Raw genomic sequence first — 22,489 nt, forward strand, 5'->3', positions numbered from 1 at the left:
TCCTCAGGCTGGGTTGAGAAGGCTGTCGGCTGCTGCCCTCGCCTCGTCCGTCACAGTCGCGCCGGACAGCATGCGGGCCAATTCCTCGCGGCGATCGCTGGTCTCAAGTTGGGAGACGGCGGTCTTCACCTGCTCTCCATCGGCCTGCTTGGCGACATGCCAGTGCCGGATACCGCGGGCGGCGACCTGAGGGGAATGCGTGACAACGAGAACCTGCGTGTCGGCGCCGAGACGGGCCAGACGCTCGCCGACGGCTGCTGCGACGGCACCGCCGACCCCGCTATCGACCTCGTCGAATACCAGTGTCGAAACCGGGTTGGCTTCGGACAGCACGACTTTCAGCGCGAGCAAAAAGCGGGAAAGCTCGCCGCCAGAGGCAATCCTGCCGAGCGGGCCGAGTGGGGCGCCGGGGTTGGTCGAGATCAGGAAGCTGACCCGCTCCATGCCGCCCGCGCTCCATTCGCTTTCGGGCAAGGTGTCGAGCTGGGTCTTCACCGTCGCCTTGTCCAGCTTCAGTGGCTCCAGCTCCGTGGTGATCGCCTTGTCCAGCTTGTCGGCTGCTTTCGTGCGTGCTGCGCTCAGGGTTTCGGCGGCTTTAGCATAGGCCTCGCGCGCATCCTGCTCCGCCCGGGCGAGATCGGCGAGCCCGCCACCGGCATCGTCCAGCGCGGCCAGACGGGAGGACAAAGCACGGTGTATTTCTGGCAAACGGTCGGCTTCCGTATCGTGCTTACGGGCAAGACCGCGTAGTACATGCAGCCGGTCGTCGACTTCTTCCAACCGGCCGGAATCCGCTTCCACGTCGGAGGCGATCTGTGTCAGGGCGTGCTGGGCTTCCTGGATCTCGGCGGCGGCCCGTTCCAGCCCTTCCAACACAACGTCCAGCTTGTCCCCGGCCCGGTCGCGCACCCGCTCCAGGCTGCGCTGCGCTCCGGCAACAGCCCGGTCGGCACCGTGCTCGTTCTGCAGGGCGCCGACGGCGGTATTCATTGCTTCCAGGATCTGGGCGGCGTTGGCCAGTATGGTGCGGTCCTGGGCGAGACGGGTTTCCTCGCCATCTTCAGGCTGCGCGGCGTCGAGCTCTTCGACATTGTGCCGCAGCAGATCCTCTTCTGTACGCGCACGTTCCAGTTCCTCGCGGGCTCGCTGGTGGGCTGCCCGTGCGTCGCTCCAGCTACGGTGCGCATTGCGGATAGCTGCTTGCAGCGGGCCGTGGCCACCATATTCATCAAGGGTGTCGCGATGGGTCGCCGGGTCCATCAAGCCGCGCTGGTCGAACTGGCCCTGGATCTCCACCAGGGTCTCGCCGAGGCGCTTTAGGGTGGCGACATTGACCGGCTCATCATTGGCGAAGGCGCGGCTGCGACCGTCCGCAGTGACGACACGCCGCAGAATTACCGGGCCGTCCACCTCGATGCCCATTTCTTCCAGGATCTCGGAGGAGCCGTGCCCCTCCGGTACATCGAAGCTTGCGGTGACGACGGCTTGTTTCGCACCGTTGCGGACGAGGCCGCTGTCTGCCCGCGCGCCGAGCGCGAGGCCGAGCGCGTCAAGCAGGATGGATTTACCGGCCCCGGTTTCCCCGGTCAGCACGGCAAGGCCTGGCCCGAACGCAAGGTCAAGCCTGTCGATCAGCACCACATCGCGGATCGTGAGGCCGGTCAGCATGGCTGATCAGAATATCCAGAGATCAAGGCCGAGGAGCCCGTCGTCGTTCGCTTCCGCGCCTCGATTGGCGCCGGTGGTCATCAGGGCGTAGCTGTCCTGATACCATTCGCTTCCCGGATAATTATGTCCGAGAACGGCGGCGGTGCGTTCTGCCTGCTGGTGTAGGCCAAGCGCGCTATAGGCTTCTGTCATCCGGTGCAGCGCTTCAGGGACCTGAGCGGTGGTGTCGTAATTCTCGACTACGCGCTTGAAGCGGTTGATGGCAGCGAGATATTGGCCCTGGCGGAGATAGAAGCGTCCGATCTCCATTTCTTTGCCGGCCAAGTGGTTCCGGGTCAGGTCGAGCTTAAGCAACGCATCTCGGGAATACTGGCTCTCAGGAAAGCGCTGCACGAGCTCCTGCAGCGTATCCATGGCGTTCTTGGTCAGCTTCTGGTCGCGGCCGACATCGACGATCTGCTCGTAGTAGCTGAGCCCCTTCAGGTAATAGGCATAATCGACATTCGGGTTGCTTGGGTTCAGCTGGATGAACCGGTCGAGCGCGTTGACCGCTTCGTCGTACTTGTTGCTCTGGTAAAGAGAATAGGCAGCCATGATCTGCGCCTGAGTCGCCCAGACTGAATAGGGGTGCTGGCGCTCGACCTCGTCGAACAGAGGCGCGGCTTTCTTGTAGTCGCCTTCTAGCGCACTATCGACAGCCTCGTTGTAGAGCTGCTCTACCGGGCGCTCGACATATTCCAGTTTAGGCTTGTCGTCGCTGCAGGCGGCGAGCGCCACAACGCAGGACAGCAGAGCAAGGTTTTTCAGCCGCAACGGGCTAAAATCACCAAAGGCGAATTTCATCGAATTTCCCCGGACATGTGTCCATAAGAAAATACGGTCCCCGGGCGCCGACGCCAAGGGGCTTGCGGATGAAATCGCAAGCCCGGCCGGTACCCGCCGAATAACACTGTTGGGATAGAGGAGTTACGCAGTCGCGGCAAGCAACGGATGATCGTGGTCTGCTGCTGCCATTTCCGGGGTTATCTCTACCAGTTCCCACGCGGTCTCATCCGCGAACAGGGCCCGAAGCAGCTTGTTGTTGAAGAGGTGTCCGGATTTCGAGGCGTCGACGCGGCCGAGAATCGGCGCGCCCGCGAGATAAAGATCGCCAACACAGTCGAGAATCTTGTGCCGCACGAACTCATCCTTGAAGCGCAGGCCACCCTCGTTGAGGATCGTGTCGCCGTCGACGATCACGACGTTGTCTAGATTGCCGCCCCGGCCAAGACCGGCAGCGCGCAGACGATCAATATCCTGCATGAAACCAAATGTACGGGCGCCACTTATGGTCTCGTTGAAGGTACCGTTGACCAACTTCACATCGAGCTGTTTCTCGGTGATCGCGGCGCTGTCGAATTCGATCTCGAAATTAACCGAGAAGTGATCGTCCGGGGTAATCTGGATCCGGCGCTTGTCGTCCTGGGCGCTGACGGTCTTCAGGACCCGGATGGCGCGGCGTGGCGCAGCGACCGTTGCTGTGCCCGCACACTCGATGAGAAGCACGAATGGCTCGGCGCTGCCATCCATGATCGGCACTTCAGGGCTGTCGATTTCGATCAGGGCATTGTCGATATGGCAGCCGGCAAGCGCCGCCATCAGATGCTCGACCGTGGAGACCGTCACACCTTCATTGTTCTGCAGTTTGGTGCACATGGTGGCGTCATGCACCATGTCCCAGCGTGCGGGAACCAGTGGGTTCTTGTCGGAAACATCGGTGCGCTTGAAAACGATGCCGTGATCGGCAGCAGCGGGATGCATCGTCATGATGCAGTCGACGCCGCCATGGAGTCCGACACCCCTGCAGGAGATGCTCGTCTTCAAAGTCTGTTGCGCAATCACAAGGATGCTCCTGACGCCGACCCAGGCAGTTAGTCCCGATTTCTCGGAAAATTAGGATCGGAATATTGGTAAATAAAAAAGTAAGCCCCGAAAGATGTATCAATATCTCCCGGGGCCCTCAAATCACTCTTTATGACTGAATGTTACGCCGTAATGCACTGATTTGACGGCGTAAATTCAGGGTTAGTTCGCCTGTCTGCGCAGGAAGGCCGGAATGTCCAGGAGATCGTCGTCCTGGCGTGCCGGTGCAACCCGTTCAGACTGGTCCAGAGCCCCAAGGCGGGCCTGTTTTGGTTCAGCCGCATTGACGTCCACGAAGCGCTGCGGATTGGCCTCCGGGGCCGGCTCGGACGGTTTCTTGCCGACCATTCCGGTCATCCGGGTAAACAGGCTCGGCGACTTGTCTGCGCCGGTGTCTTCGCGATGGCCGGCATTCGCCATCGCCGCAGCCTGGAACGGGTCGGGCTCGTGGTTCGCCGTGGTCTCAGGAACCGCAGGCGGCGGTGCAATGAAGGTGTCGTCAGCCTTCGGCTCGGCTGCAACCGGTGCCGGTTCTTCAGCTTCGGCCCGGGCGGTGTCGGCCTGGATTTGGGCGGTCAGTGCAGCATTGTCCAGATCAGCCTCTCCGATCACTAGGGTATTGCCTGCGACATGAACCGTGTCGCTGGATGCCGAGATTGCCGGGATGTCGCCGACAGGTGCACTCGGAGCTTTTGCAGCCGCGGTAGCGGTGCTTTCGGCAGCCGGCTTTATCGGCGCGGCTTTGGCTTTGGTCGGAACCACGGTCAATGGCGGGCGTTTCTGCGCCATGCCCTCGGCTGCGATGCCGGTGGCGACGACGGAGACCCGCATGGTGCCTTCCATTTTCTCGTCGAAGGTGGAGCCGAAGATGATGTTGGCTTCCGGATCGACTTCCTCGCGGATGCGGTTGGCGGCTTCATCGACCTCGAACAAGGTCATGTCCATGCCGCCGGTGATGTTGATCAGCACACCGCGGGCACCCTTCATCGTGGTGTCCTCCAGCAGCGGATTGTTGATCGCGGCCTCGGCGGCGTCGATGGCGCGCTTCTCGCCACTGGCCTCGCCGGTGCCCATCATCGCCTTGCCCATTTCGCTCATCACCGTGCGGATGTCGGCGAAATCAAGATTGATCAGGCCTGGCATGATCATCAGGTCGGTGACGCCGCGCACACCGGAATGCAGCACGTCGTCGGCCATGTTGAAGGCGTCGGCAAAGGTGGTCTTCTCGTTTGCCACCCGGAACAGGTTCTGGTTCGGGATGATGATCAGAGTATCGACATACTGTGTCAGCTCCTCGATCGCCTGATCCGCGATCCGCATCCGGTGCTGGCCTTCGAAGTGGAACGGCTTGGTCACCACGCCGACGGTCAGGATACCGTTTTCGCGAGCAGTCTGCGCGATCACCGGAGCGGCGCCGGAACCGGTGCCGCCGCCCATGCCTGCCGTGATGAACACCATGTTGCTTTCGCGCAGGTTGTCCATGATGTCTTCGATCGCCTCTTCGGCGGCCGCACGGCCAACTTCCGGCCGGGAGCCGGCACCGAGACCCTGGGTCACGCCGGTGCCTAGCTGGATCGTGCGATCCGCCAGCGACTGTTTCAGCGCCTGAGCGTCGGTGTTGGTGACGATGAATTCGACACCCTCAAGGTTGGAGCGGATCATGTTGTTGACGGCATTGCCGCCTGCGCCGCCGATGCCGACGACACTAATCCGCGGCTTCAGTTCATTATCTTCATCGTTGGGGACTGAGATATTGATGGTCATGGGTGGCCTCCTGATCTCGCGTTAGAGGGTTGTCTGGGGGATGCGTGCCTGGGGGAGCACGCGGGATTTGGGCCTTCTGGCCGGGTACTGTTGGTCGATGGTTTGCTTATGGTCACAGCGCGGCCGTTCGGCCGGGTGTGTCGGGCACGGGCCGGAGCTTGCGTTGGGTGTGAACCGGAATTGCTGCATTAGAAGTTCTCCCTCAGCCAGGAGCCGACGCGGCCAAACAGCCCGCCTCCGGTCTCCTTGTTGGCGACGTGCCCTTGGCGGGACGCGTCAAGTGCCGGGTCGGCGGCATAAGCCAGCAGTCCGGCGCTGGTAGCGAAGGCCGGACCGCTGGCAACATCCGCCAGCCCGTTCACCCGGATCGGCCGGCCCAGTCGGACCTGCTTGTCCAGGATTTCCTGTGCCAGATCCCGGATTCCCGGCATTTGGCTTGCGCCGCCTGTGATGACCACGCGGCGGCCGGCGACCTTGTCGAACCCACTGGCTTCCAGCCGGTTGCGGACAAGCTCGAAGGTTTCCTCAAGACGCGGATGGATGATCCGGATCAGGAGGGATTTCGGAACGTGATTGGGATGGTTTTCGTCCTGCTCGCCGACCAGCGGCACGTCGATCACTTCGCGCTCGTCGAGGCTGGAGGGAATAGCGCTGCCATAGAGTGTTTTCAGGCGCTCTGCTTCGTGCACTGGTGTGGCAAGGCCGCGCGCGATGTCGCTGGTGATGTGGGCGCCACCAACCGGAACGCAGTCGGTATAGATCACGCTGCCGTCGAAGAAGACGGCCATGGTGGTGGTGCCGCCGCCCATATCGATAACGGTGACGCCAAGGTCCCGCTCGTCCTCGACCAGGCAGGACAGTCCGGCCGCGTAGGGGGAGACCACGAAGGCCTCGATGCCGAGATGGCAGCGTTCGACCACGCTGGTGATATTCCGCACCGCGCTGGAGGCGGCTGTCACCAGATGCATGTTGGCGCCAAGCCGGTCGCCGCACATGCCGCGCGGATCGCGGATGCCCCGGCTGCCGTCAATGGAAAAGCCGACCGGGATCGAATGAATCAGCTGGCGGTCGGCTTCAACCTCGACCTTTTGCCACTGGCCGAGGATCCTGCGGACATCGGAATCGCCGACTTCCTGCCCGCCGATTGAGACTTCGACGCCGACAGTCTGGGAATGCGGGTAGCCGCCGGAGAGATTGACGAAGACGCGTTGGATGGTCTCGTCTGCCATTTTTTCAGCGGCATGCACGGCGGCGCGGACACATTCCTCTGCCTCGGCCATGTCGACGATCATGCCGCTGCGGATCCCTCTGGCGACCTGGTGGCCGATGCCGATGACCCGAATGCCGGGCAGGGTCGGCGCCTGTTCACCATTATGGTCCGCGCGCGTGCCGTTCTCGCCGATCCGAGCGATCAGGCAGCAGATCTTCGTCGATCCTATGTCGAGGATCGCGACCGTGCCGGTCCGGGGCTTGGCGAGGCTCTTGCGCATCAGGTGTCTTTCCCCGGGTTCCGGAGGCGGTTGGAGACTGTTGGGGCAACCCGGACCACCAACTGGTTCGGCAGGCGTAGATCGATGGCGATGACGTCGCGGTTCAGCACTCCATGGTCGCGCTGCAGTTTGGCGAGGTGTGACCAGGCCTTGTCCGGCGCATGCTCCGGCAACTCGATATCGACGCCGGTGTCCAGCCGGACATTCCAGCGCCGCTCGCCGATCCAGGTTACGGCACGGACACGCTGTTTCAGGTCCGGCTCGCCTGAGAGCAGATCGAGAAATTCATGGGCGCGGGCAGGTGCGTCCGCCCCGACCACGATCGGCAGGTCTGCGAAACGGCGCGGGTTCTGGCCCGGGATTTCGACGCCACGATCGTCGATCAGGGACAGGTCTCCGTCGCGCTGCCACAAGGCGAGCGGTGTGCGTTCCTCTAGCTTGACGAACAGCGTGTCCGGCAAGCGTCTTTCGATTGCGGCGGAACGTACCCAGGGCAGGGCATCGACACGGGTTTTCAGGGCCGCGAGGTCGATACCGAGGATCGGCGTGCCGCGGTCGGTCGCAATCGCGGTGACCAGATTGCTGCGCTCTGTCCTGTAGCGGCCTTCAACCAGAATGTCCGAGACCACGAGGCCGAGCTCGTTCGAGATGTCCGTGCCGACCATGTCGATCATCCGGCTGGCTTCGTCTACAGCGCCGGTACGGGCCGCGTGCCAGCCGCTGGCCGCAACGATGGCGGTCAGCGTCGCGAAACCGGTGCCGATCAGTACCTGGCGCATGCGCCGGGCCGACATCCGCGGCCGCCGGGTCTGGCGCCGCCGAGCGGTTGCGGATTTCTTGCCGGCTTTGCCTTTGCCGGCGCCCATCAGTCGCATCGCGCGTCCTCCACCAGCTTGGCGCAGAGCGCGGCGAAATTCATGCCGTGGAAGCCTGCCTGTTCCGGAACGAGCGAGGTCGGGGTCATGCCCGGCTGGGTATTGACTTCCAGCAGGTAGAGATTGTCGGGTCCAACATCCTCGCCGGTATCGTCAAACCGGATATCAGCCCGGCTGACACCCCGGCATCCGAGCGTCGCATGTGCCTGTTCGGCCATCTTCAGGGCATGGCGCGTGACCGTTTCCGGGAGTGCCGCCGGAAGAATGTGGATCGAGCCGCCATCAGCATATTTGGCATCGTAATCGTAGAAGCCGTGCTCAGAGGTGATCTCGGTCACCGCGAGGGCAGCACCGTCCAGTACAGCGACACTCAGTTCCCGCCCGGCAATGAATTTTTCTTCCAGTACGACGTCCCCAAACGGCCAGTCTTCCTCGGTCGGACGGTAATTGTCACCGGGGTGGACGATATGCACGCCGAGGCTGGAACCCTGGTCGATTGGCTTCAGCACATAGGGCCGTTTCAGGGACTCGCTTCTCAAGGCGTCGGCGCGGGAACGGACGACACCGGGCGGGCATTTCAACCCGGCCCGCATGAACAGCTCCTTGGCACGCGGCTTGTCCATTGCGATGGCCGAAGCCTCGACGCCGGAATGGGTATAGGGAATGTCGAGAATGTTCAGCAGGCCCTGGATGTTGCCATCCTCGCCGATCCGGCCATGCAGGGCGTTGAAGCAGACATCCGGTTTCAGCTCGGCAAGTCGGAACGGGATCTGCCGATCCACATCAACCTCGGTCACCCGGTAACCGGCCTCGCGCAGTGCTTTGGCGCATTCGTGACCGGTGGAGAGGGAGACGTCACGTTCACCGGACCAACCGCCCATCAGAACTGCGACATGCTTGCTCATGAGCCATCTCCCTGGGTCGTGTTGTGTGCAACGCCGCCGACACCAATGCGGCGGATTTCCCAACGCAACTCGATGTCGCTGGTCTGCTTCACCCGGCGCCGGACTTCCTCACCAAGCACCTCGATATCGGCGGCGGTGGCGGTACCGGTGTTGATCAGAAAATTGCAATGCTTCTCGGACACCATGGCGCCGCCGACCCGCAGGCCCCGGCATCCGGCGGCATCGATCAGTTGCCAGGATTTGTGGCTTTCCGGATTGGCGAAGGTGCTGCCGCCTGTGCGTTCGCGGATCGGCTGGCTGGCCTCGCGTGAGCGCTTGATTTCATCCATAGCGGCTGTGATCTCGTCCCGGTCGCCGGCGGGCGCACTGAAGGTAGCGGCGGTGAAAATCCAGTCCGACGGAGCGTCTGAGTGGCGATAGGACATGCCGAGCGTGCCTGCCGGAACCCGGCGCAGGATGCCGTCGCCAGTCACCAGCTCGGCGGAAAACAGAACGTCCTTGAACTCACCGCCATAGGCGCCCGCATTCATGCGCAGGCCGCCCCCGATGGAGCCGGGAATGCCGGACATGAAGGCGAGGCCGGTGCGGCCCTCGGAGAGGGCGGCTTTGGCGAGATTGAGGTCAAGCACGGCGGCGCCCACGGTCACCATGTCGGCACTGAAGTCGATCTGGTTGAAGCCTTTGCCGAGCCGGATAACCACGCCAGGAATGCCACCGTCGCGGATCAGAAGGTTTGATGTAACGCCGATTACCGTGACCGGGACGTTCGCAGGCTTGTCGCGCAGGAAGGCGGCCAGATCCTCGGCGTCTGCAGGGCGGAACACCACCTCGGCAGGGCCGCCGACGCGGAACCATGTCTGCCCGGACAGATCGACATTCTCCTGATAGCGGCCGCGCACTTCCGGCAGGCGCTCTATCAGGGGCGTGTGCGTATCTGAGCGAAGGGCGGCCATGATCATTTCCCGTCCTTCCCGGCAGCGTCGGGGCTACCGCCGATGACGTGTGCGAGCTGGCCAGGCAGTGCTTGCGCCCAGTTGGTAATGTTTCCAGCGCCGAGGCAGACCACCAGGTCGCCGGGTTCGGCCAGTTCGGCGATCCTTCCGGCCAGTTCCTCAGGTGCTTGCAGCGGGTAGACATGGCGATGGCCGCGGGCGCGCAGACCGGTGACCAGACTGTCCCGGTCGGCGCCTTCGATCGGCTCTTCACCGGCAGCATAGACGTCCGCGACGATCACCCCGTCCGCATCGTTGAAGCAGGCGCAGAAATCCTCGAACAGATCCTGCAAGCGTGAATAGCGATGTGGCTGCACGACAGCATAGACCCGGCCGTCCGGGCAGGCGGAGCGGGCGGCGGAGAGCACGGCACTGATCTCGACCGGGTGGTGGCCGTAATCGTCGATCACGGAAATGCCATTGGTCTCACCGGTCTTGGTGAAGCGCCGCTTGACGCCGCTGAAACCCGCAAGAGACTTGCGGATCTGCTCGTCGCTCATGTCCATCTCAAGGGCGATGGAAATGGCGGCGAGCGCGTTGGAGACATTGTGCTGGCCGTACATCGGCAGGGCGATGCCTTGCAGAACCCGCTCGCTGTCATGCGCTCGGTCGGCGATGATGACGTCGAATTTCGCGCCGGAGCTGGTGATCTCCAGGTTGCTGGCGCGGATATCGGCCTGTGGCGAAAATCCGTAGGTGATGATACGGCGGTCGGAGACCCGCGGGATCAGCTTCTGCACCGTCGGGTGGTCGATACACATAGTGGCGAAGCCGTAGAACGGAATGTTTGCGACGAAAGCTCGGAAGGCTTCCTGCAGCTTGTCGAAATCGCCATGGAAATCGAGATGCTCGGGATCGATGTTGGTGACCACGGCGATGGTCGCCGGCAGCCGGTTGAAGCTGCCGTCGCTCTCATCCGCCTCGACAACCATCCAGTCGCCGGAGCCGAGCCGGGCGTTGGTGCCATAGGCATTGATGATGCCGCCATTGATCACGGTCGGGTCCATCCCGGCGCCGTCCAACATAGCGGCGACCAGGGAGGTGGTCGTGGTCTTGCCGTGGGTGCCGGCGCAGGCGATGGACCATTTCAGCCGCATCAGCTCGCCCAGCATCTCGGAGCGGTGGACGACCGGCAGCATGCGTTCGCGGGCGGCTAGAAGCTCCGGATTGTCCGGCTTGATGGCGGTGGAGATTACGAGGATCGAGGCATCGTCGATATTCGATGCCTGCTGGCCGACGAACACCGTGATGCCGAGCTTCTTCAGGCGGCTGACATTCGGGTTCTCGGACAGGTCGCTGCCCTGTACCGAATAGCCGAGATTGTGCAGCACCTCGGCAATACCAGACATGCCGATGCCGCCGATACCGGTGAAGTGGATGGTGCCAATGTTGAGCGGCATCTCTCTCATGCGGCACTTCCTTGCTGGACGGATGCCGCCGTGGCCGAGAGGGCTGGCGCGGTGGCAATGATGAGATCGGCAAGACGGTCTGCCGCATCGGGCGTTCCGGTTGCTCGCGCGGCGTCCGCGGCGCGATGCAACCGGTCGGGTGCTTTCAGCAGGCCAAGCAGGGAGCCCGCCAGTTTCTCGGCGATGAACTCATCCGGCTCCGGCATCATCCAGGCCGCGCCGGTCGCCTGGCAGGCTTCGGCATTGGCGGTCTGGTGATCGTCGGCTGCGCTCGGATAGGGCACCAGGATAGAAGGACGTCCGATTGCGGTCAGTTCCGCGATGGTGGAAGCTCCGGATCGGGCGATCACAAGGTCGGCCGATGCCATGCGGTCCGGCAAATCGTCGAAGAATGGCCGGACGTCGGCGGCAACACCGAGGGTGCTGTAGCGCGCCTTGACCCGCTCGGCATCTTCGGCCCGGCTCTGTTGGGTGATGCGCAGGCGTGGCAGCAGATCCACCGGCAGTCCTGCAATGGCTTCCGGAACGACTGTCGAGAATACGGTTGCGCCCTGACTGCCGCCGAAAACCAACAAATTGAGATGGCCGTCGCCGGTATTCGCCTTCTCACCACGCATGGCCAGGACGGTGGGGCGAACCGGGTTGCCGGTGAAATAACATTTCGCCATTTCGCCTTTGGATAGATTGGTCATCTCGCGGAAGGAGGTGGCGATCTTCTGGGCGTGCGGAGCGAGGAATCGATTGGCCCGGCCAAGCACCGCATTCTGTTCATGCAGCACCACGGGCAGGCCAAGGAAGGCGGCGGCCCGCACGGTCGGCACCGAGGGATAGCCGCCGAAGCCGACCGCGATGGCGGCGTTCAGGCTTTTCAGATGCAGCGCCGATTGCACGGCGCCAAAGCCAAGCTCGAGAATCGCTTTCGCCTTTCCAGCCATGCCGCCCTTGCTCGGGCTGGCGGCGCGGATGCGGCGGACGGCGATATCAGGGTTCTCGCCCTCGAAACGGCCGCCCCGGTCATCGGTGACGAGTGCAACGGAGACGCCACGGCGCTGCAGGGCGTCGCCAAGAGAGAGTGCCGGGAAGATGTGCCCGCCGGTGCCACCGGCGGCGAGGATGACGGTCTTGCCGGTCATAGCGCCTCCATCCGGCCCGCGCGGCTGCGGGTCAAAGCGAGCATCAGGCCCATACCGAGCGCCAGCGCCAGGAGGGAGGAACCGCCATAGCTGATGAAGGGCAGGGTCATGCCTTTCGCAGGCATGAGCTGCAGGGCGGAGGCCATGTGGATCAATGCTTGCAAGCCGAACTGGGCGAGCAGACCGGCACCGGCCAGCAGCACGAACAGGCTCTGTTCGGCGAACAGCCGGGCGAAGCCGCGCAACACCACGAAGGCGAACAGGGAGATCAGCAGGATGCAGACGATGGCGCCGAATTCCTCTCCGGTGACGGAGAAGACGAAATCGGCGTGGGCGTCTGGCAGATAGGCTTTCACCTGACCTTCGCCGGGACCGGTTCCGAGCAGACCGCCGTTGCGGAAGGCTTCGAGCGAGCGATCGACCTGATAGCTGTCGCCAGCGGCGGGATCGAGGAAGCGGTTGATCCGGTCGTTCACATGCGGGAACAGGAAATAGGCGGCAATCAGTCCACCGACGCCGCACAACATTACACCACCGACCAGTATCATTGGTAGACCGGCCAGGAAGAACTGCCCGAACCAGACGAGTGAGATCACCACGGTCTGCCCGAGATCTGGCTGCATCAGGAGAAGACCCACCACGAGGCCATAAAGTGCGACGGCGATCCAGTGTCCTGGGAAACCGATATCCTTGCGCCACTCCGAAAACATCCAGGCGGCGACGATTGCGAAGCAGGGTTTCAGAAACTCGGAGGTCTGCAGCGAGAAGCCGCCGATGGAAAGCCAGCGCCGGGCGCCCTTGATTTCTGCGCCGAACATCAGGGTCAGGACCATGAAGCCGAGACAGCCGATAAAGCCGACGAAAGCGATCCGGCGAACCTGCAATGGCGTCATCAGCGAGCAGACGAAGAGAATGGCGGCGGCGACTGGCAGCAGCATGAGCTGGCGGCGGACGAAATGATAGCTGTCGAGCCCGATGCGTTCCGCTACCGATGGGCTGGCGGCAAAGATCATCAGGGCGCCGAACAGGATGATCAGCAGCAGCGCGCCGGAGGTCCAGCGATCCACGGTCCACCACCAGCGGCCAAGGATACTTGTATCGGTGCGGGCGATCGAGCTCATGGCCGCGCCTCCCCGCAGGATGTGCCGGAGGTCAGCTGCAGTACCTGGTCACGGAACCTATCCCCACGCTGCTCGAAACTGTCGAACTGATCGAAAGAGGCGGCGGCGGGCGACAGCAGCAAAGTTGCACCGTCCAGATGTTCCGTCTTGGCCAGTGCGTGCGCGGCTGCGACAGCCTTGTCGAGGGTTCCGCAGGATGTGTGCGGAACGGCGTCACCCAGAGTCTCGCCGAATTTGGCTGCGGCCTCTCCGATCAGAAAGGCATGACGGATACGCGGAAAATAGGGTTTCAGCGGCGCGATACCACCTTCCTTGGCCAGGCCGCCGGCGACCCAGTAGATCGGCGCGTAGCAGCCGAGCGCGCGTTCTGTCGCATCGGCATTGGTCGCCTTGCTGTCATTCACATAGCGAACACCGCTGCATTCGGTGACCAGCTCTTGGCGGTGGGCAAGGCCGGGGAAGCTGTTGATGGCCTGCGCGATGACATCTCCGCCGATACCGGCTGCGCGGCCCGCGGCAAAGGCGGCGGCGGCATTCTGGTGGTTATGGGAGCCGGGAAGCGTGTGTGCGGCCGAAAGGTCATGCAACGTCTCGCCTCCTGCGATCAGCAGCGTGCCGGACGAATGGATATCGGCGTGCGCGTTGTCCGCGCCAGAAATCCGGATGACCCGCTCAAGCGTGTCCGCAATAGCGGCGGAATCGGTATCGTCTATACCGACGATCGCGGTGGCGCCCGCTGCTTGGTTGGCGAAGATCCGCTGTTTTGCCGCGATGTATCCGGCCAGCCCGCCATGCCGGTCGAGATGGTCCGGCGAGATGTTGAGCAGAATGGCGATATCCGGCGCCAGCGACGGCGTCAGCTCAAGTTGGTAGGAGCTGAGCTCCAGAATATAGGTGCCATCCGCACCGAGCGACGCAAATGAAAGAACCGGTGTGCCCAGATTGCCGCCGACTTCCGCCTGCTTTCCAGCAGTGGCAAAGATATGGCCGATCAGCGCCGTCGAGGTGGACTTTCCGTTCGTGCCGGTGATGGCGACGATTTTCGCGTCGGGGCATTCCGCCAGCAGCAGCTCGACATCGCCGATGATGGCAACGCCCGCCGCCTTGGCGTGCACGGCGGCCGGATGCGGCGCCGGGTGGGTGTGCGGGATACCGGGGCTGAGCACGAGAGCGTCGATGCTTTTCCAGTTCGTCTGTTCCGGATTTTCGATCCGGGCGCCGAGACGTGCCGCTTCGGCGCGCCGGTCTTCCCTGTCGTCCCAGGCAATGACAATCGCGCCGCCAGCGACAAGCGCCTCGACCGTGGCCAGTCCGCTGAGGCCAAGCCCCATGACAAACAGGTTTTTTCCGGATTTGCTGCGGCAGACGACCATCGCTCCTACCTCAGCTTCAGGGTGGAAAGGCCGATCAGCGCCAGGATGACGGCGATGATCCAGAACCGGATTACGATGGTCGGCTCCGCCCACCCCTTCTTCTCGAAGTGGTGGTGCAGCGGGGCCATGCGGAAGACGCGCTTGCCGGTCAGCTTGAAAGACGCGACCTGGACAATCACGGAGGCGGTTTCCAGTACGAACAGGCCGCCGATGATGGCGAGCACCAGCTCGTGCTTGGTGACGATGGAAATGGTGCCGAGTGCGCCGCCGAGGGACAGCGAGCCGGTGTCGCCCATGAACACCATGGCCGGTGGGGCATTGAACCAGAGAAAGCCGAGCCCGGCGCCGAGCAGGGCGCCGCAGAACACGGCAAGCTCACCGGTGCCTGGGACGTGGTTGATTTGCAGATAGTTGGCAAACACCGCATTGCCCGTCAGATAGGCAATCAGTGCGAAGCACAGGCAAGCGATCATTACCGGCACGATGGCGAGCCCGTCGAGCCCGTCTGTAAGGTTCACGGAGTTTGACGCGCCGACCATGACGAAGATGGCGAAAGGCGCGAAGAACCAGCCGAGATCGATCAGCACATCCTTGAAGAATGGCACGGCAAGGCCGTTTGCCAGATTGGCCGGCATGCTGTCTTGAATCATCAGCACGGCGATCACGGAAATTAGGATCTGCCCGACCAGCTTGACCTTGCCGGGAAGGCCTTTGGTGTTTCGCTTTGTCAGCTTTAGGAAATCGTCGGCGAAGCCGAGCAGCCCGAAGCCGCCGGTAACCACCAGAACAGCCCAGATAAAGCCGTTGCTGAGATCAGCCCAGAGCAGGGTGGAGACCGAAAGAGCGATCAGAATCAGCAGACCGCCCATGGTCGGCGTGCCTTTCTTCGTCAGCAGATGGCTTTCCGGGCCGTCCTCGCGGATCGGTTGGCCTTCGCGCTGTTTGGCGCGTAGCCAGTCGATCAGCCAGGGGCCGAGCACAAAGCCAATGAGCAGGGCGGTCATTATTGCGCCGCCGGTCCGGAAGGTGAGATACCGGAACAGGTTGAAGATCTGATAATCGTCGGCGAGTGGGACGAGCAGGTTATACAGCATGGTGCGCCCCTTAGCCTCCGTAGGCCGCGCTGGGCGGCGTGATTTGATCTGAATTGGCGATATCGCGGATAGCGCCGACGATTGGCGCCATTGCCATGCCGAGGGAGCCCTTCACGAGAACGACATCGCCCTCGGAAAGCTGGCTGACGACCTGCTCGGCAATCTCGCTAGCGGTGTTGCCGTGGCCGCCGAACAGCGTCGGCGGCAGATTGCGCCTCAGCCGGTCCATCATCGGGCCGACAGTGAAGACAAGATCGGCGGAGCCGCTTACTTTCGCCAGCAGATCGAGATGCAGGAATTCGGACCGTTCGCCGAGCTCCAGCATGTCGCCAAGCACAGCGATCCGGCGGCCTTGACCTTTGGGCTTGGTCATTGACAGCACTTCGAGCGCGGCGGTCATCGACGCAGGGCTGGCATTGTAGCTTTCGTCGATCAGCAGCAGGCCGTTCTCGCCATAGGCGATTTCTTCCTGGCGGCCGCGTCCGGCCTTCGCCGTTACGTCCCTAATGGCCTTTGCGGCTGCGTTGAGATCCAGACCGAGGGCATGGATGCAGGCCAGCACACCCACCGAATTGAAGGCCCAGTGCATGCCGATACCGTCGATCCGGTAGACCAGCTGCTTGCCGCCAGCCCGGACGACGATGCTGGAGCCGTCTGGGCCGCATTCGGCGCCGATCAGCCGGACACTCGCATCCTCGCTACGGCCGAAGCTGACGATCCGGGCGCCAGTTGCTTCTGCCTTGTCCGCGCAGAAATAGAAATGCGCGTTGTCCCGGTTAAGAACGGCCAGTCCCCGGCCTTTTTCCAGACCCTCGAAGATCTCTGACTTGGCCTCGGCAATCTGTTCCAGATCGCGGAAATGCCCGATATGAGTTTCCTCGACATTGGTGATGATGGCGAGATGGGGCCGGACGAGCCGGGTGAGATCGGAAATCTCGCCGAGATGGTTCATGCCGAGCTCGAGGACGGCGTAATCCGCGTCCTTCGGCAGCCGGGAAAGACTGAGCGGCGCCCCGATATGATTGTTCAGGTTACCGGCGCTGGCATGAACTGAACCGAAGGTGGCAAGTGCTGCTGCCAGGGAATCCTTGGTGCCGGTTTTGCCGACGCTGCCTGTCACGGCCAAAATTTTGGCCGATGCCCGGGCCCGGGCCGCCACGGCGATGTCTGTGAGACCGCTGAGAACGTCGTTGACCGCGAGCAGCGATGCCGCGCTGCTGAGCCCCTCCGGGATACGGCTGACCAGTGCCGCCGCAGCTCCGGCTTCAAGCGCGGCGCCAACAAAATCATGGCCGTCGACCCGCTCGCCCGGAAGGGCGACGAACAGGCAGCCGGCTGTGATCTTGCGGCTGTCGATAACCAGGTCTGCAATCTCGAAGGCAGGCCCGTGAAGGTTGCCGCGCGTCGCCTTGACCAACTCGTCCGACGTCCAAAGCGAAGCGGTCATCGAACTTCCCCCAGGAGAGCTGATACGACGGCGCGCGCGGCGTCTCTGTCGTCGAAGGGCCGGGTTTCGGTTCCAACGATTTGATAGGTTTCGTGACCCTTGCCGGCGATGATCAGGGCATCGCCGAGCTCCAGGGCCTTTATGGCAGTCGAAATGGCCGCTGCCCGGTCGCCGATTTCTGTCGCGCCGGGGCAGGCGGCGATGATCTCGGCACGGATCTTTGCCGGGTCTTCCGTCCGCGGATTGTCGTCTGTCACATAGACGTTATCGGCAAGGTCGGCGGCGATCCGGCCCATAATCGGGCGCTTGCCTTTGTCCCGGTCACCGCCGCAACCGAACGCTACATGCAGGGCACCGGAGACGTGTGGGCGGACCGCTGTCAGCACGGTTTCAAGTGCTTCGGCCTTGTGGGCGTAATCAACAAAAATGGGTGCGCCGTTCGGGTGCCGGACAGCAAGTTCCATCCGTCCGCGCACGCCGGCGAGGGCAGGCAGGCACTCGAAAACCTTTGTGGCATCGACACCGGAGGCGATGACGATAGCGCTGGCGGCCAGCGCGTTTATGGCCTGAAAGGCGCCAATCAGCGGTAGCCCGACGGTGCGCTCTTGGTCGGCAAATGCGATGGTCAGGTGCTGGCCGGTTGCGGTCGGCTCCCGTCGGATCAGCCTGAGATCGGCATCCGGGGCGGTCCCGAAGCGGATTGTTCTAAGGCCGCGCCTCGTTGCAATTGCTGCGATACTAGCGCTTTCCGGCGAATCCGCATTCAGGATGACAGTGCCGTCTGCCTGCAGCACCCGCTCGAACAGACCGGCTTTTGCCTTCAGGTAGGCGGCCATGTCATTGTGATAGTCGAGATGCTCATGGCTGAGATTGAGGAAGGCCGCAATGCCGACCTTCACGCCATCAAGGCGGAATTGGTCGAGCCCGTGGCTGGAGGCTTCCATGGCGAGATGGTCGATGCCGCAATCCGCGAGGTTTGCGAGTGCGGCATGGAGCTGCACCGGATCCGGCGTGGTCAGACCGGGGCCGTCCGTGCTGTCATCGGTGGTGATGCCGAGAGTGCCGAGGCTGGCGCTTTTCTTGCCGAGGGCGGCCCAGATCCGGCGGGTGAATTCGGCTGTGGAGGTTTTGCCGCTGGTGCCGGTGATGGCGGCGACCGTCTCCGGCTGCCTGCCATAGAATCGGGCTGCCATCAGCGCGAGACGGCGGCGCGGATTGTCGTCGGCGATCAGGGTGATGTCGTCTGCGCCAGCGTCGATGCCATCTTCAGCAAGCACAGCAACGGCCCCGCGGCGCACTGCATCGCCGATGAACTTGCGTCCATCGAGCGTGCTGCCGGACAGCGCGGCAAAGAGATAGCCGGGCTGGACCTGGCGGCTGTCGGCGGTCAGTCCCGAGACGTCACACTCCAGCGCGCCCGATGCCAGCAGAGCGGCGGTGCGTGGGTTGTGGCGGATCAGGTCGCCATTTATCAGCTCAGAAAGACGCAAGTGCCTTTTTCCCCTTTGTTTGAGGGATCTTGATCATCAAAGCGCGGCGAATTTCAGGCGCTTCTTCGTCCACGGGCGCCACATTCAGGAATGGGGCTGCGCGCTCGACGATACGTTTGACTGCCGGTGCGGCGACCCAGCCGCCGGTGGCGTATCCATAGGAGCTCTTGTTGCCCTTTGGCTCGTCCACCATGGCCAGTACGACATACTGTGGGTCGTTGACCGGGAAGGCGGCAACGAATGAGGAGAGCAGTGCCTTGCGCTGATACCCACCGCCGCGTCCCGGTTTCTCAGCAGTGCCGGTCTTGCCGCCGACCAGATAGCCCTTGGCATTTGCGTTCCGGCCTGTGCCTTTCTCGACCACCAGCCGCAGCAGGCGGCGCATGGCGCGAGAGGTTTTCTCGGAAACCACACGCTCACCGATCAGCATTTCCGTTGTATCTCTGCGAAGCAGCGTCGCGGGGTGGCGGACACCGCCATTGACGATGCTGGCCACGCCGTTCGCCAGCTGGATCGGACTGACTGCGATGCCGTGTCCGAAGGAGATCGTCATGGTGTTGATCGGACGCCATGGGCTTGGGGCCAGCGGGCGGCCACGCTCCGGCAGTTCGATCGCCGAAGAGTCGAGGAAGCCGAGCTTCTTCATGAAGCTTTTCTGCCGCTCGCTCCCGACATCCATTGCCATCTTCACCGAGCCGATATTCGACGAGTACATGAAGATTTCAGGCACTGACAGCCAGCGGTTCTTGGCATGGTCGTCATTGATGGTGAAACGGGCGACCCGGATCGGCTTGCTGGCGTCATAGCCGTTGCGCAGCGTGGTGGTGCCGTAATCCAACGCCATGGCGGTGTTAAAGATCTTGAAGGTCGAGCCCATCTCGTAAACACCGAGCGTCGCCCGGTTGAAAGCCGCGTCGTCGGAGATTCTGTCCCGGCGGTTCGGGTCGAAATCGGGCAGTGAGATCATGGCGACGATCTCGGAGGTGTTGACATCCATGACGATACCGGCGGCGCCGATGCCATCGAAGGCGTCGATCTGGGTCTGAAGCTCTTCACGCAGGATGTGCTGGATACGGATGTCGATAGAAAGACGCAGCGGATCTGAGCCGTCGCGCAGCATCGAATCGAAACTCTTTTCGATACCTGAAAGCCCGACATCGTCGAAACCGGCGCGACCGACGATATGGGCGGTCAGTTGACCTTGCGGGTAGATTCGCTTCGACTCGTTCTGGAAATACAGGCCAGGGATTCCGAGCTTGTTGACTGCGTATTGCTGGCGTGGCGTCAGGCTGCGCTTGATCCAGGTGAAACGCTTTTTGTCGGAGAATTTGGCGACCAGATCGGCGTGCTCCAGCTCAGGCAGAACAGTGCGGAGCTTCGTTGCCGATTCCATCGGATTCATGATGTATTTCGGATCGGCGTAGAGCGACGGCACGTTCAACGTGGTTGCAAGCAACATACCGTTGCGGTCCACGATGTCCGCCCGCCCGGTCTTGTGGGTCAGGGTGCCGCGTTCTTCGGCGAGCCGGGGTTCTTCGGCCCGCTCGAACACGGAAACATCGATCACCCGCGCAGCGATCACTGAAAATGCCAGGGCGAAGACGGAACCGGCGATCAGCAGGCGGGTGCGACCCTGCTCGAGTGCCTGCTTGCCGCTGCCCTCGATCTTCAAGGTTTTCTCCGGAGCCGGAATATCGGTCATCTCGATCCGTGTATGGGTCATCGCTGCGCTCCCGCTTTGATCGAGATCGGCCGGATCATCGGCAGAATGATGCCATTGCTATCTGTCTTGACGTCTGGCTGGTCGCCCGGCTCGTTTAGCCACTGCGGCAGCAATTCGACTGACGTCAGCTGCAGATGATTGGCGACGCGGTGTTCGCTGAATTCACGGATGAGATGCTCCAGCCGGTCCGGCCGGTTGAGGTAGCTCCATTCCGCGTTCAACACCTGGATAGCTTCCTGATCCGCGAGGATGCCCCGGTGCAGGGTGTTCAGACGGTCTTCCCGCTCCTGCACTTCATGCTTGATGATGAAAAGCGTGATTCCGGCGCAGGTGGCGAGCAGCAGCCAGAGGGTCATGGAGCGCCGCATCATGCCGCTTCCCGGTCCCAGGCCGGAGCATCGGTCCGTTCGGCGACGCGCAGACGTGCGGAACGGGCGCGCGGATTGCGCTTCTCCTCGTCTTCGCCGGGGCCGATCGGCTTGCGGGTGATTTCGATGAAGGAAGGTGCCGGTCCGGTCTGGCCGGTTTCCGGGATGTGACGGGATGGCCGCGCGGTCTTGCCGGCACGGGTCCGGATGAAGGTTTTGACCCGCCGGTCTTCCAGACTGTGGAAGGAGACAACGGCAAGCCGCCCGCCGGGATGAAGCAACCGCTCGGCGGCCTCGAGGCCGCGGTCAAGCTCGCCCAACTCGTCATTCACGTGAATGCGCAGCGCCTGAAAAGTCCGGGTGGCGGGGTCGATGCCTTCCCGGCCCTTGACGCGGGTGCGCGGCACCACCCCCCGGACGATCTCAGCAAGCTGGGACGTCCGGAGGATGGCGCTGCCTGTCCGTGCCAGGACGATGGCTTTGGCGACACGGCGGGAAAGCCGCTCTTCGCCAAGTCGGTAAATCAGGTTTGCAAGATTCTCTTCGGTCTCGTTATTCACGACATCGGCCGCACTCGGCCCGGATTGCTCCATCCGCATGTCGAGCGGGCCGTCCTCGCGGAAGGAGAAACCGCGTTCCGCTTCGTCGATCTGCGGCGAGGAGACACCGATATCGAGGGCAACCCCGTCGACCGTCTCGATGCCGGCTTCGCGGACCAGGGTATCCATGTCGCCGAACCGGCCCTCAAGCAGCATCAGCCTGTCGCCGAAACGCTCCTTGAGCGCGGCGCCGCGCTTGATGGCGTCAGGGTCTCGGTCGATTGCAACCACGCGGCAATCGGCTGTCTCCAGGATCGCGGTTGTGTAACCACCGGCGCCGAAGGTGCCGTCAAGAAACGTCTTGCCGTCAGAAATGTTCAGGGCGCCGACGACTTCATCGCGCAGGACCGGGATATGGACGACTCCACTCAAGTGTCTCTCCCGCGCCCGACCATGGGCAGAGTGATGCCTCGGTCGCGGGCCCGCTGGCGTTTTTCGGTCCGGTGCGCTTCGTAGGCGTCCGGCTGCCAGAGCTGGAAGCTCTTGCCGAGGCCAACGAACATGATGGTTTCGGATATGCCCGCATAATCGAGCAGGTCCTGCGGCATCATCACCCGACCATCGCCGTCGATGGTGAGCTGCCGCGCGTCGGCCAGAATCGTCTGAAGATCTTCTGCTTCTTCGGAGAAGGCATCGAGCCGGTCGATGGAGTCGACCATTTCCTGAATGCGCTCGTCACCGCAGCCGTCGATGCAGGGGTGTTTGAAGGACGGGTAGAGGATCAGGCCCGAGGAAGCCTGCCGCTCGAGAACGCTGCGAAACGATGCCGGAACGGACACACGCCCCTTCCGGTCAACCTTGTTCGCAAATGTGGACAGAAAAACTGCCACGACTTCCCCCGTTCTCGACCGACACCCCACCCGCTGGACTGCCGTTCCACCTGAAAGACACCGAACCCTCCATTGGTTGGGCGTCCGCCCCTTCGGGCCCGCCGACCCCGTCGCAATGGAGTGCGCATGGGTCTGGTGCGGTCCCGAATGGGATTACATGGGATACCATGGGAGAAAGTGGAGCGCAATGGGAATGAGCTGGGAAAACCGCGCAGTTCCGGCGTTTTTGCTAAGGTTTTCGAACTAATTCAAAACAAAGCTTCAGAACTCGCGGATGAGCTGTGGGTCTTTGGTTAACGCGCATGC

Annotated in this window: 19 protein-coding genes; all 19 read right to left on the reverse strand. The window is 62.7% G+C overall.

Annotation, left to right across the window (positions count from 1 at the left end; all coding sequences use genetic code 11):
- Nucleotides 1-3 precede the first annotated feature (3 nt).
- Nucleotides 4-1,668, reverse strand: a complete 1,665-nt coding sequence (recN, locus tag ABJ076_RS11415; protein WP_348187372.1) for a DNA repair protein RecN — start codon at nucleotides 1,666-1,668, stop codon at nucleotides 4-6.
- A 6-nt stretch (nucleotides 1,669-1,674) separates the two neighbouring features.
- A complete protein-coding gene (locus ABJ076_RS11420) occupies nucleotides 1,675-2,511 on the reverse strand; it encodes an outer membrane protein assembly factor BamD (RefSeq protein ID WP_348187374.1) in 837 nt (278 codons plus the stop codon).
- Between the two features lie 123 nt (nucleotides 2,512-2,634).
- The gene (lpxC, locus tag ABJ076_RS11425; RefSeq protein WP_348187376.1) at nucleotides 2,635-3,549 is read right to left on the reverse strand and encodes a UDP-3-O-acyl-N-acetylglucosamine deacetylase; all 915 of its coding nucleotides are present in this window, start codon (nucleotides 3,547-3,549) and stop codon (nucleotides 2,635-2,637) included.
- A 183-nt stretch (nucleotides 3,550-3,732) separates the two neighbouring features.
- Nucleotides 3,733-5,334, reverse strand: a complete 1,602-nt coding sequence (gene ftsZ, locus ABJ076_RS11430; protein WP_348197874.1) for a cell division protein FtsZ — start codon at nucleotides 5,332-5,334, stop codon at nucleotides 3,733-3,735.
- Between the two features lie 188 nt (nucleotides 5,335-5,522).
- Nucleotides 5,523-6,824: a cell division protein FtsA gene (gene ftsA, locus ABJ076_RS11435; protein ID WP_348190829.1), complete on the reverse strand. Its 1,302-nt coding sequence runs from the start codon at nucleotides 6,822-6,824 to the stop codon at nucleotides 5,523-5,525.
- Entirely contained in the window at nucleotides 6,824-7,699 is an 876-nt protein-coding gene (locus ABJ076_RS11440; RefSeq protein WP_348190831.1) for a cell division protein FtsQ/DivIB, read from the reverse strand. Before ABJ076_RS11440 ends, ftsA begins: the two co-directional genes overlap by 1 nt.
- Nucleotides 7,690-8,604, reverse strand: coding sequence for a D-alanine--D-alanine ligase (locus ABJ076_RS11445; RefSeq protein WP_348190834.1), 915 nt, complete (start codon nucleotides 8,602-8,604; stop codon nucleotides 7,690-7,692). Before ABJ076_RS11445 ends, ABJ076_RS11440 begins: the two co-directional genes overlap by 10 nt.
- A complete protein-coding gene (murB, locus tag ABJ076_RS11450; protein ID WP_348190837.1) occupies nucleotides 8,601-9,557 on the reverse strand; it encodes a UDP-N-acetylmuramate dehydrogenase in 957 nt (318 codons plus the stop codon). Before murB ends, ABJ076_RS11445 begins: the two co-directional genes overlap by 4 nt.
- Before the next feature lie 2 nt (nucleotides 9,558-9,559).
- The gene (gene murC, locus ABJ076_RS11455) at nucleotides 9,560-11,005 is read right to left on the reverse strand and encodes a UDP-N-acetylmuramate--L-alanine ligase (protein WP_348190840.1); all 1,446 of its coding nucleotides are present in this window, start codon (nucleotides 11,003-11,005) and stop codon (nucleotides 9,560-9,562) included.
- A complete protein-coding gene (gene murG / locus ABJ076_RS11460; RefSeq protein WP_348190843.1) occupies nucleotides 11,002-12,138 on the reverse strand; it encodes an undecaprenyldiphospho-muramoylpentapeptide beta-N-acetylglucosaminyltransferase in 1,137 nt (378 codons plus the stop codon). The genes murC and murG overlap by 4 nt, the downstream gene beginning before the upstream one ends.
- Complete coding sequence (locus tag ABJ076_RS11465; RefSeq protein WP_348190846.1) at nucleotides 12,135-13,259, reverse strand: putative peptidoglycan glycosyltransferase FtsW; 1,125 nt, start codon at nucleotides 13,257-13,259, stop codon at nucleotides 12,135-12,137. Before ABJ076_RS11465 ends, murG begins: the two co-directional genes overlap by 4 nt.
- Nucleotides 13,256-14,632: a UDP-N-acetylmuramoyl-L-alanine--D-glutamate ligase gene (gene murD, locus ABJ076_RS11470; protein ID WP_348190849.1), complete on the reverse strand. Its 1,377-nt coding sequence runs from the start codon at nucleotides 14,630-14,632 to the stop codon at nucleotides 13,256-13,258. The genes ABJ076_RS11465 and murD overlap by 4 nt, the downstream gene beginning before the upstream one ends.
- A gap of 5 nt (nucleotides 14,633-14,637) precedes the next feature.
- Entirely contained in the window at nucleotides 14,638-15,726 is a 1,089-nt protein-coding gene (gene mraY, locus ABJ076_RS11475) for a phospho-N-acetylmuramoyl-pentapeptide-transferase (RefSeq protein ID WP_348190852.1), read from the reverse strand.
- A gap of 10 nt (nucleotides 15,727-15,736) precedes the next feature.
- A complete protein-coding gene (murF, locus tag ABJ076_RS11480) occupies nucleotides 15,737-17,173 on the reverse strand; it encodes a UDP-N-acetylmuramoyl-tripeptide--D-alanyl-D-alanine ligase (RefSeq protein ID WP_348202601.1) in 1,437 nt (478 codons plus the stop codon).
- On the reverse strand, nucleotides 17,170-18,663 hold the full coding sequence (locus tag ABJ076_RS11485) for a UDP-N-acetylmuramoyl-L-alanyl-D-glutamate--2,6-diaminopimelate ligase (RefSeq protein WP_348194354.1): 1,494 nt from the start codon (nucleotides 18,661-18,663) through the stop codon (nucleotides 17,170-17,172). Before ABJ076_RS11485 ends, murF begins: the two co-directional genes overlap by 4 nt.
- A complete protein-coding gene (locus tag ABJ076_RS11490; protein WP_348194353.1) occupies nucleotides 18,650-20,386 on the reverse strand; it encodes a penicillin-binding protein 2 in 1,737 nt (578 codons plus the stop codon). The genes ABJ076_RS11485 and ABJ076_RS11490 overlap by 14 nt, the downstream gene beginning before the upstream one ends.
- Nucleotides 20,383-20,757, reverse strand: coding sequence for a hypothetical protein (locus ABJ076_RS11495; protein ID WP_348194351.1), 375 nt, complete (start codon nucleotides 20,755-20,757; stop codon nucleotides 20,383-20,385). The genes ABJ076_RS11490 and ABJ076_RS11495 overlap by 4 nt, the downstream gene beginning before the upstream one ends.
- Entirely contained in the window at nucleotides 20,754-21,725 is a 972-nt protein-coding gene (rsmH, locus tag ABJ076_RS11500) for a 16S rRNA (cytosine(1402)-N(4))-methyltransferase RsmH (protein ID WP_348194349.1), read from the reverse strand. The genes ABJ076_RS11495 and rsmH overlap by 4 nt, the downstream gene beginning before the upstream one ends.
- Nucleotides 21,722-22,183 carry a division/cell wall cluster transcriptional repressor MraZ gene (gene mraZ / locus ABJ076_RS11505; RefSeq protein ID WP_348194348.1) on the reverse strand — a complete coding sequence of 154 codons (462 nt, stop codon included), beginning with the start codon at nucleotides 22,181-22,183 and terminating at the stop codon, nucleotides 21,722-21,724. The genes rsmH and mraZ overlap by 4 nt, the downstream gene beginning before the upstream one ends.
- Between the last annotated feature and the right edge of the window lie 306 nt (nucleotides 22,184-22,489).

Origin of the sequence: Nisaea sp. (assembly GCF_039990255.1) — a bacterium.
Lineage (GTDB): Bacteria > Pseudomonadota > Alphaproteobacteria > Thalassobaculales > Thalassobaculaceae > Nisaea.

Bases quoted from the DNA above. Each gene is read 5' to 3' on its own strand.
- recN (WP_348187372.1), bottom strand. From the start codon at position 1,668: ATGCTGACCGGCCTCACGATCCGCGATGTGGTGCTGATCGACAGGCTT.
- ABJ076_RS11420 (WP_348187374.1), bottom strand. From the start codon at position 2,511: ATGAAATTCGCCTTTGGTGATTTTAGCCCGTTGCGGCTGAAAAACCTT.
- ftsZ (WP_348197874.1), bottom strand. From the start codon at position 5,334: ATGACCATCAATATCTCAGTCCCCAACGATGAAGATAATGAACTGAAG.
- ftsA (WP_348190829.1), bottom strand. From the start codon at position 6,824: ATGCGCAAGAGCCTCGCCAAGCCCCGGACCGGCACGGTCGCGATCCTC.
- ABJ076_RS11440 (WP_348190831.1), bottom strand. From the start codon at position 7,699: ATGCGACTGATGGGCGCCGGCAAAGGCAAAGCCGGCAAGAAATCCGCA.
- ABJ076_RS11445 (WP_348190834.1), bottom strand. From the start codon at position 8,604: ATGAGCAAGCATGTCGCAGTTCTGATGGGCGGTTGGTCCGGTGAACGT.
- murB (WP_348190837.1), bottom strand. From the start codon at position 9,557: ATGGCCGCCCTTCGCTCAGATACGCACACGCCCCTGATAGAGCGCCTG.
- murC (WP_348190840.1), bottom strand. From the start codon at position 11,005: ATGAGAGAGATGCCGCTCAACATTGGCACCATCCACTTCACCGGTATC.
- murG (WP_348190843.1), bottom strand. From the start codon at position 12,138: ATGACCGGCAAGACCGTCATCCTCGCCGCCGGTGGCACCGGCGGGCAC.
- ABJ076_RS11465 (WP_348190846.1), bottom strand. From the start codon at position 13,259: ATGAGCTCGATCGCCCGCACCGATACAAGTATCCTTGGCCGCTGGTGG.
- murD (WP_348190849.1), bottom strand. From the start codon at position 14,632: ATGGTCGTCTGCCGCAGCAAATCCGGAAAAAACCTGTTTGTCATGGGG.
- mraY (WP_348190852.1), bottom strand. From the start codon at position 15,726: ATGCTGTATAACCTGCTCGTCCCACTCGCCGACGATTATCAGATCTTC.
- murF (WP_348202601.1), bottom strand. From the start codon at position 17,173: ATGACCGCTTCGCTTTGGACGTCGGACGAGTTGGTCAAGGCGACGCGC.
- ABJ076_RS11490 (WP_348194353.1), bottom strand. From the start codon at position 20,386: ATGACCCATACACGGATCGAGATGACCGATATTCCGGCTCCGGAGAAA.
- ABJ076_RS11495 (WP_348194351.1), bottom strand. From the start codon at position 20,757: ATGATGCGGCGCTCCATGACCCTCTGGCTGCTGCTCGCCACCTGCGCC.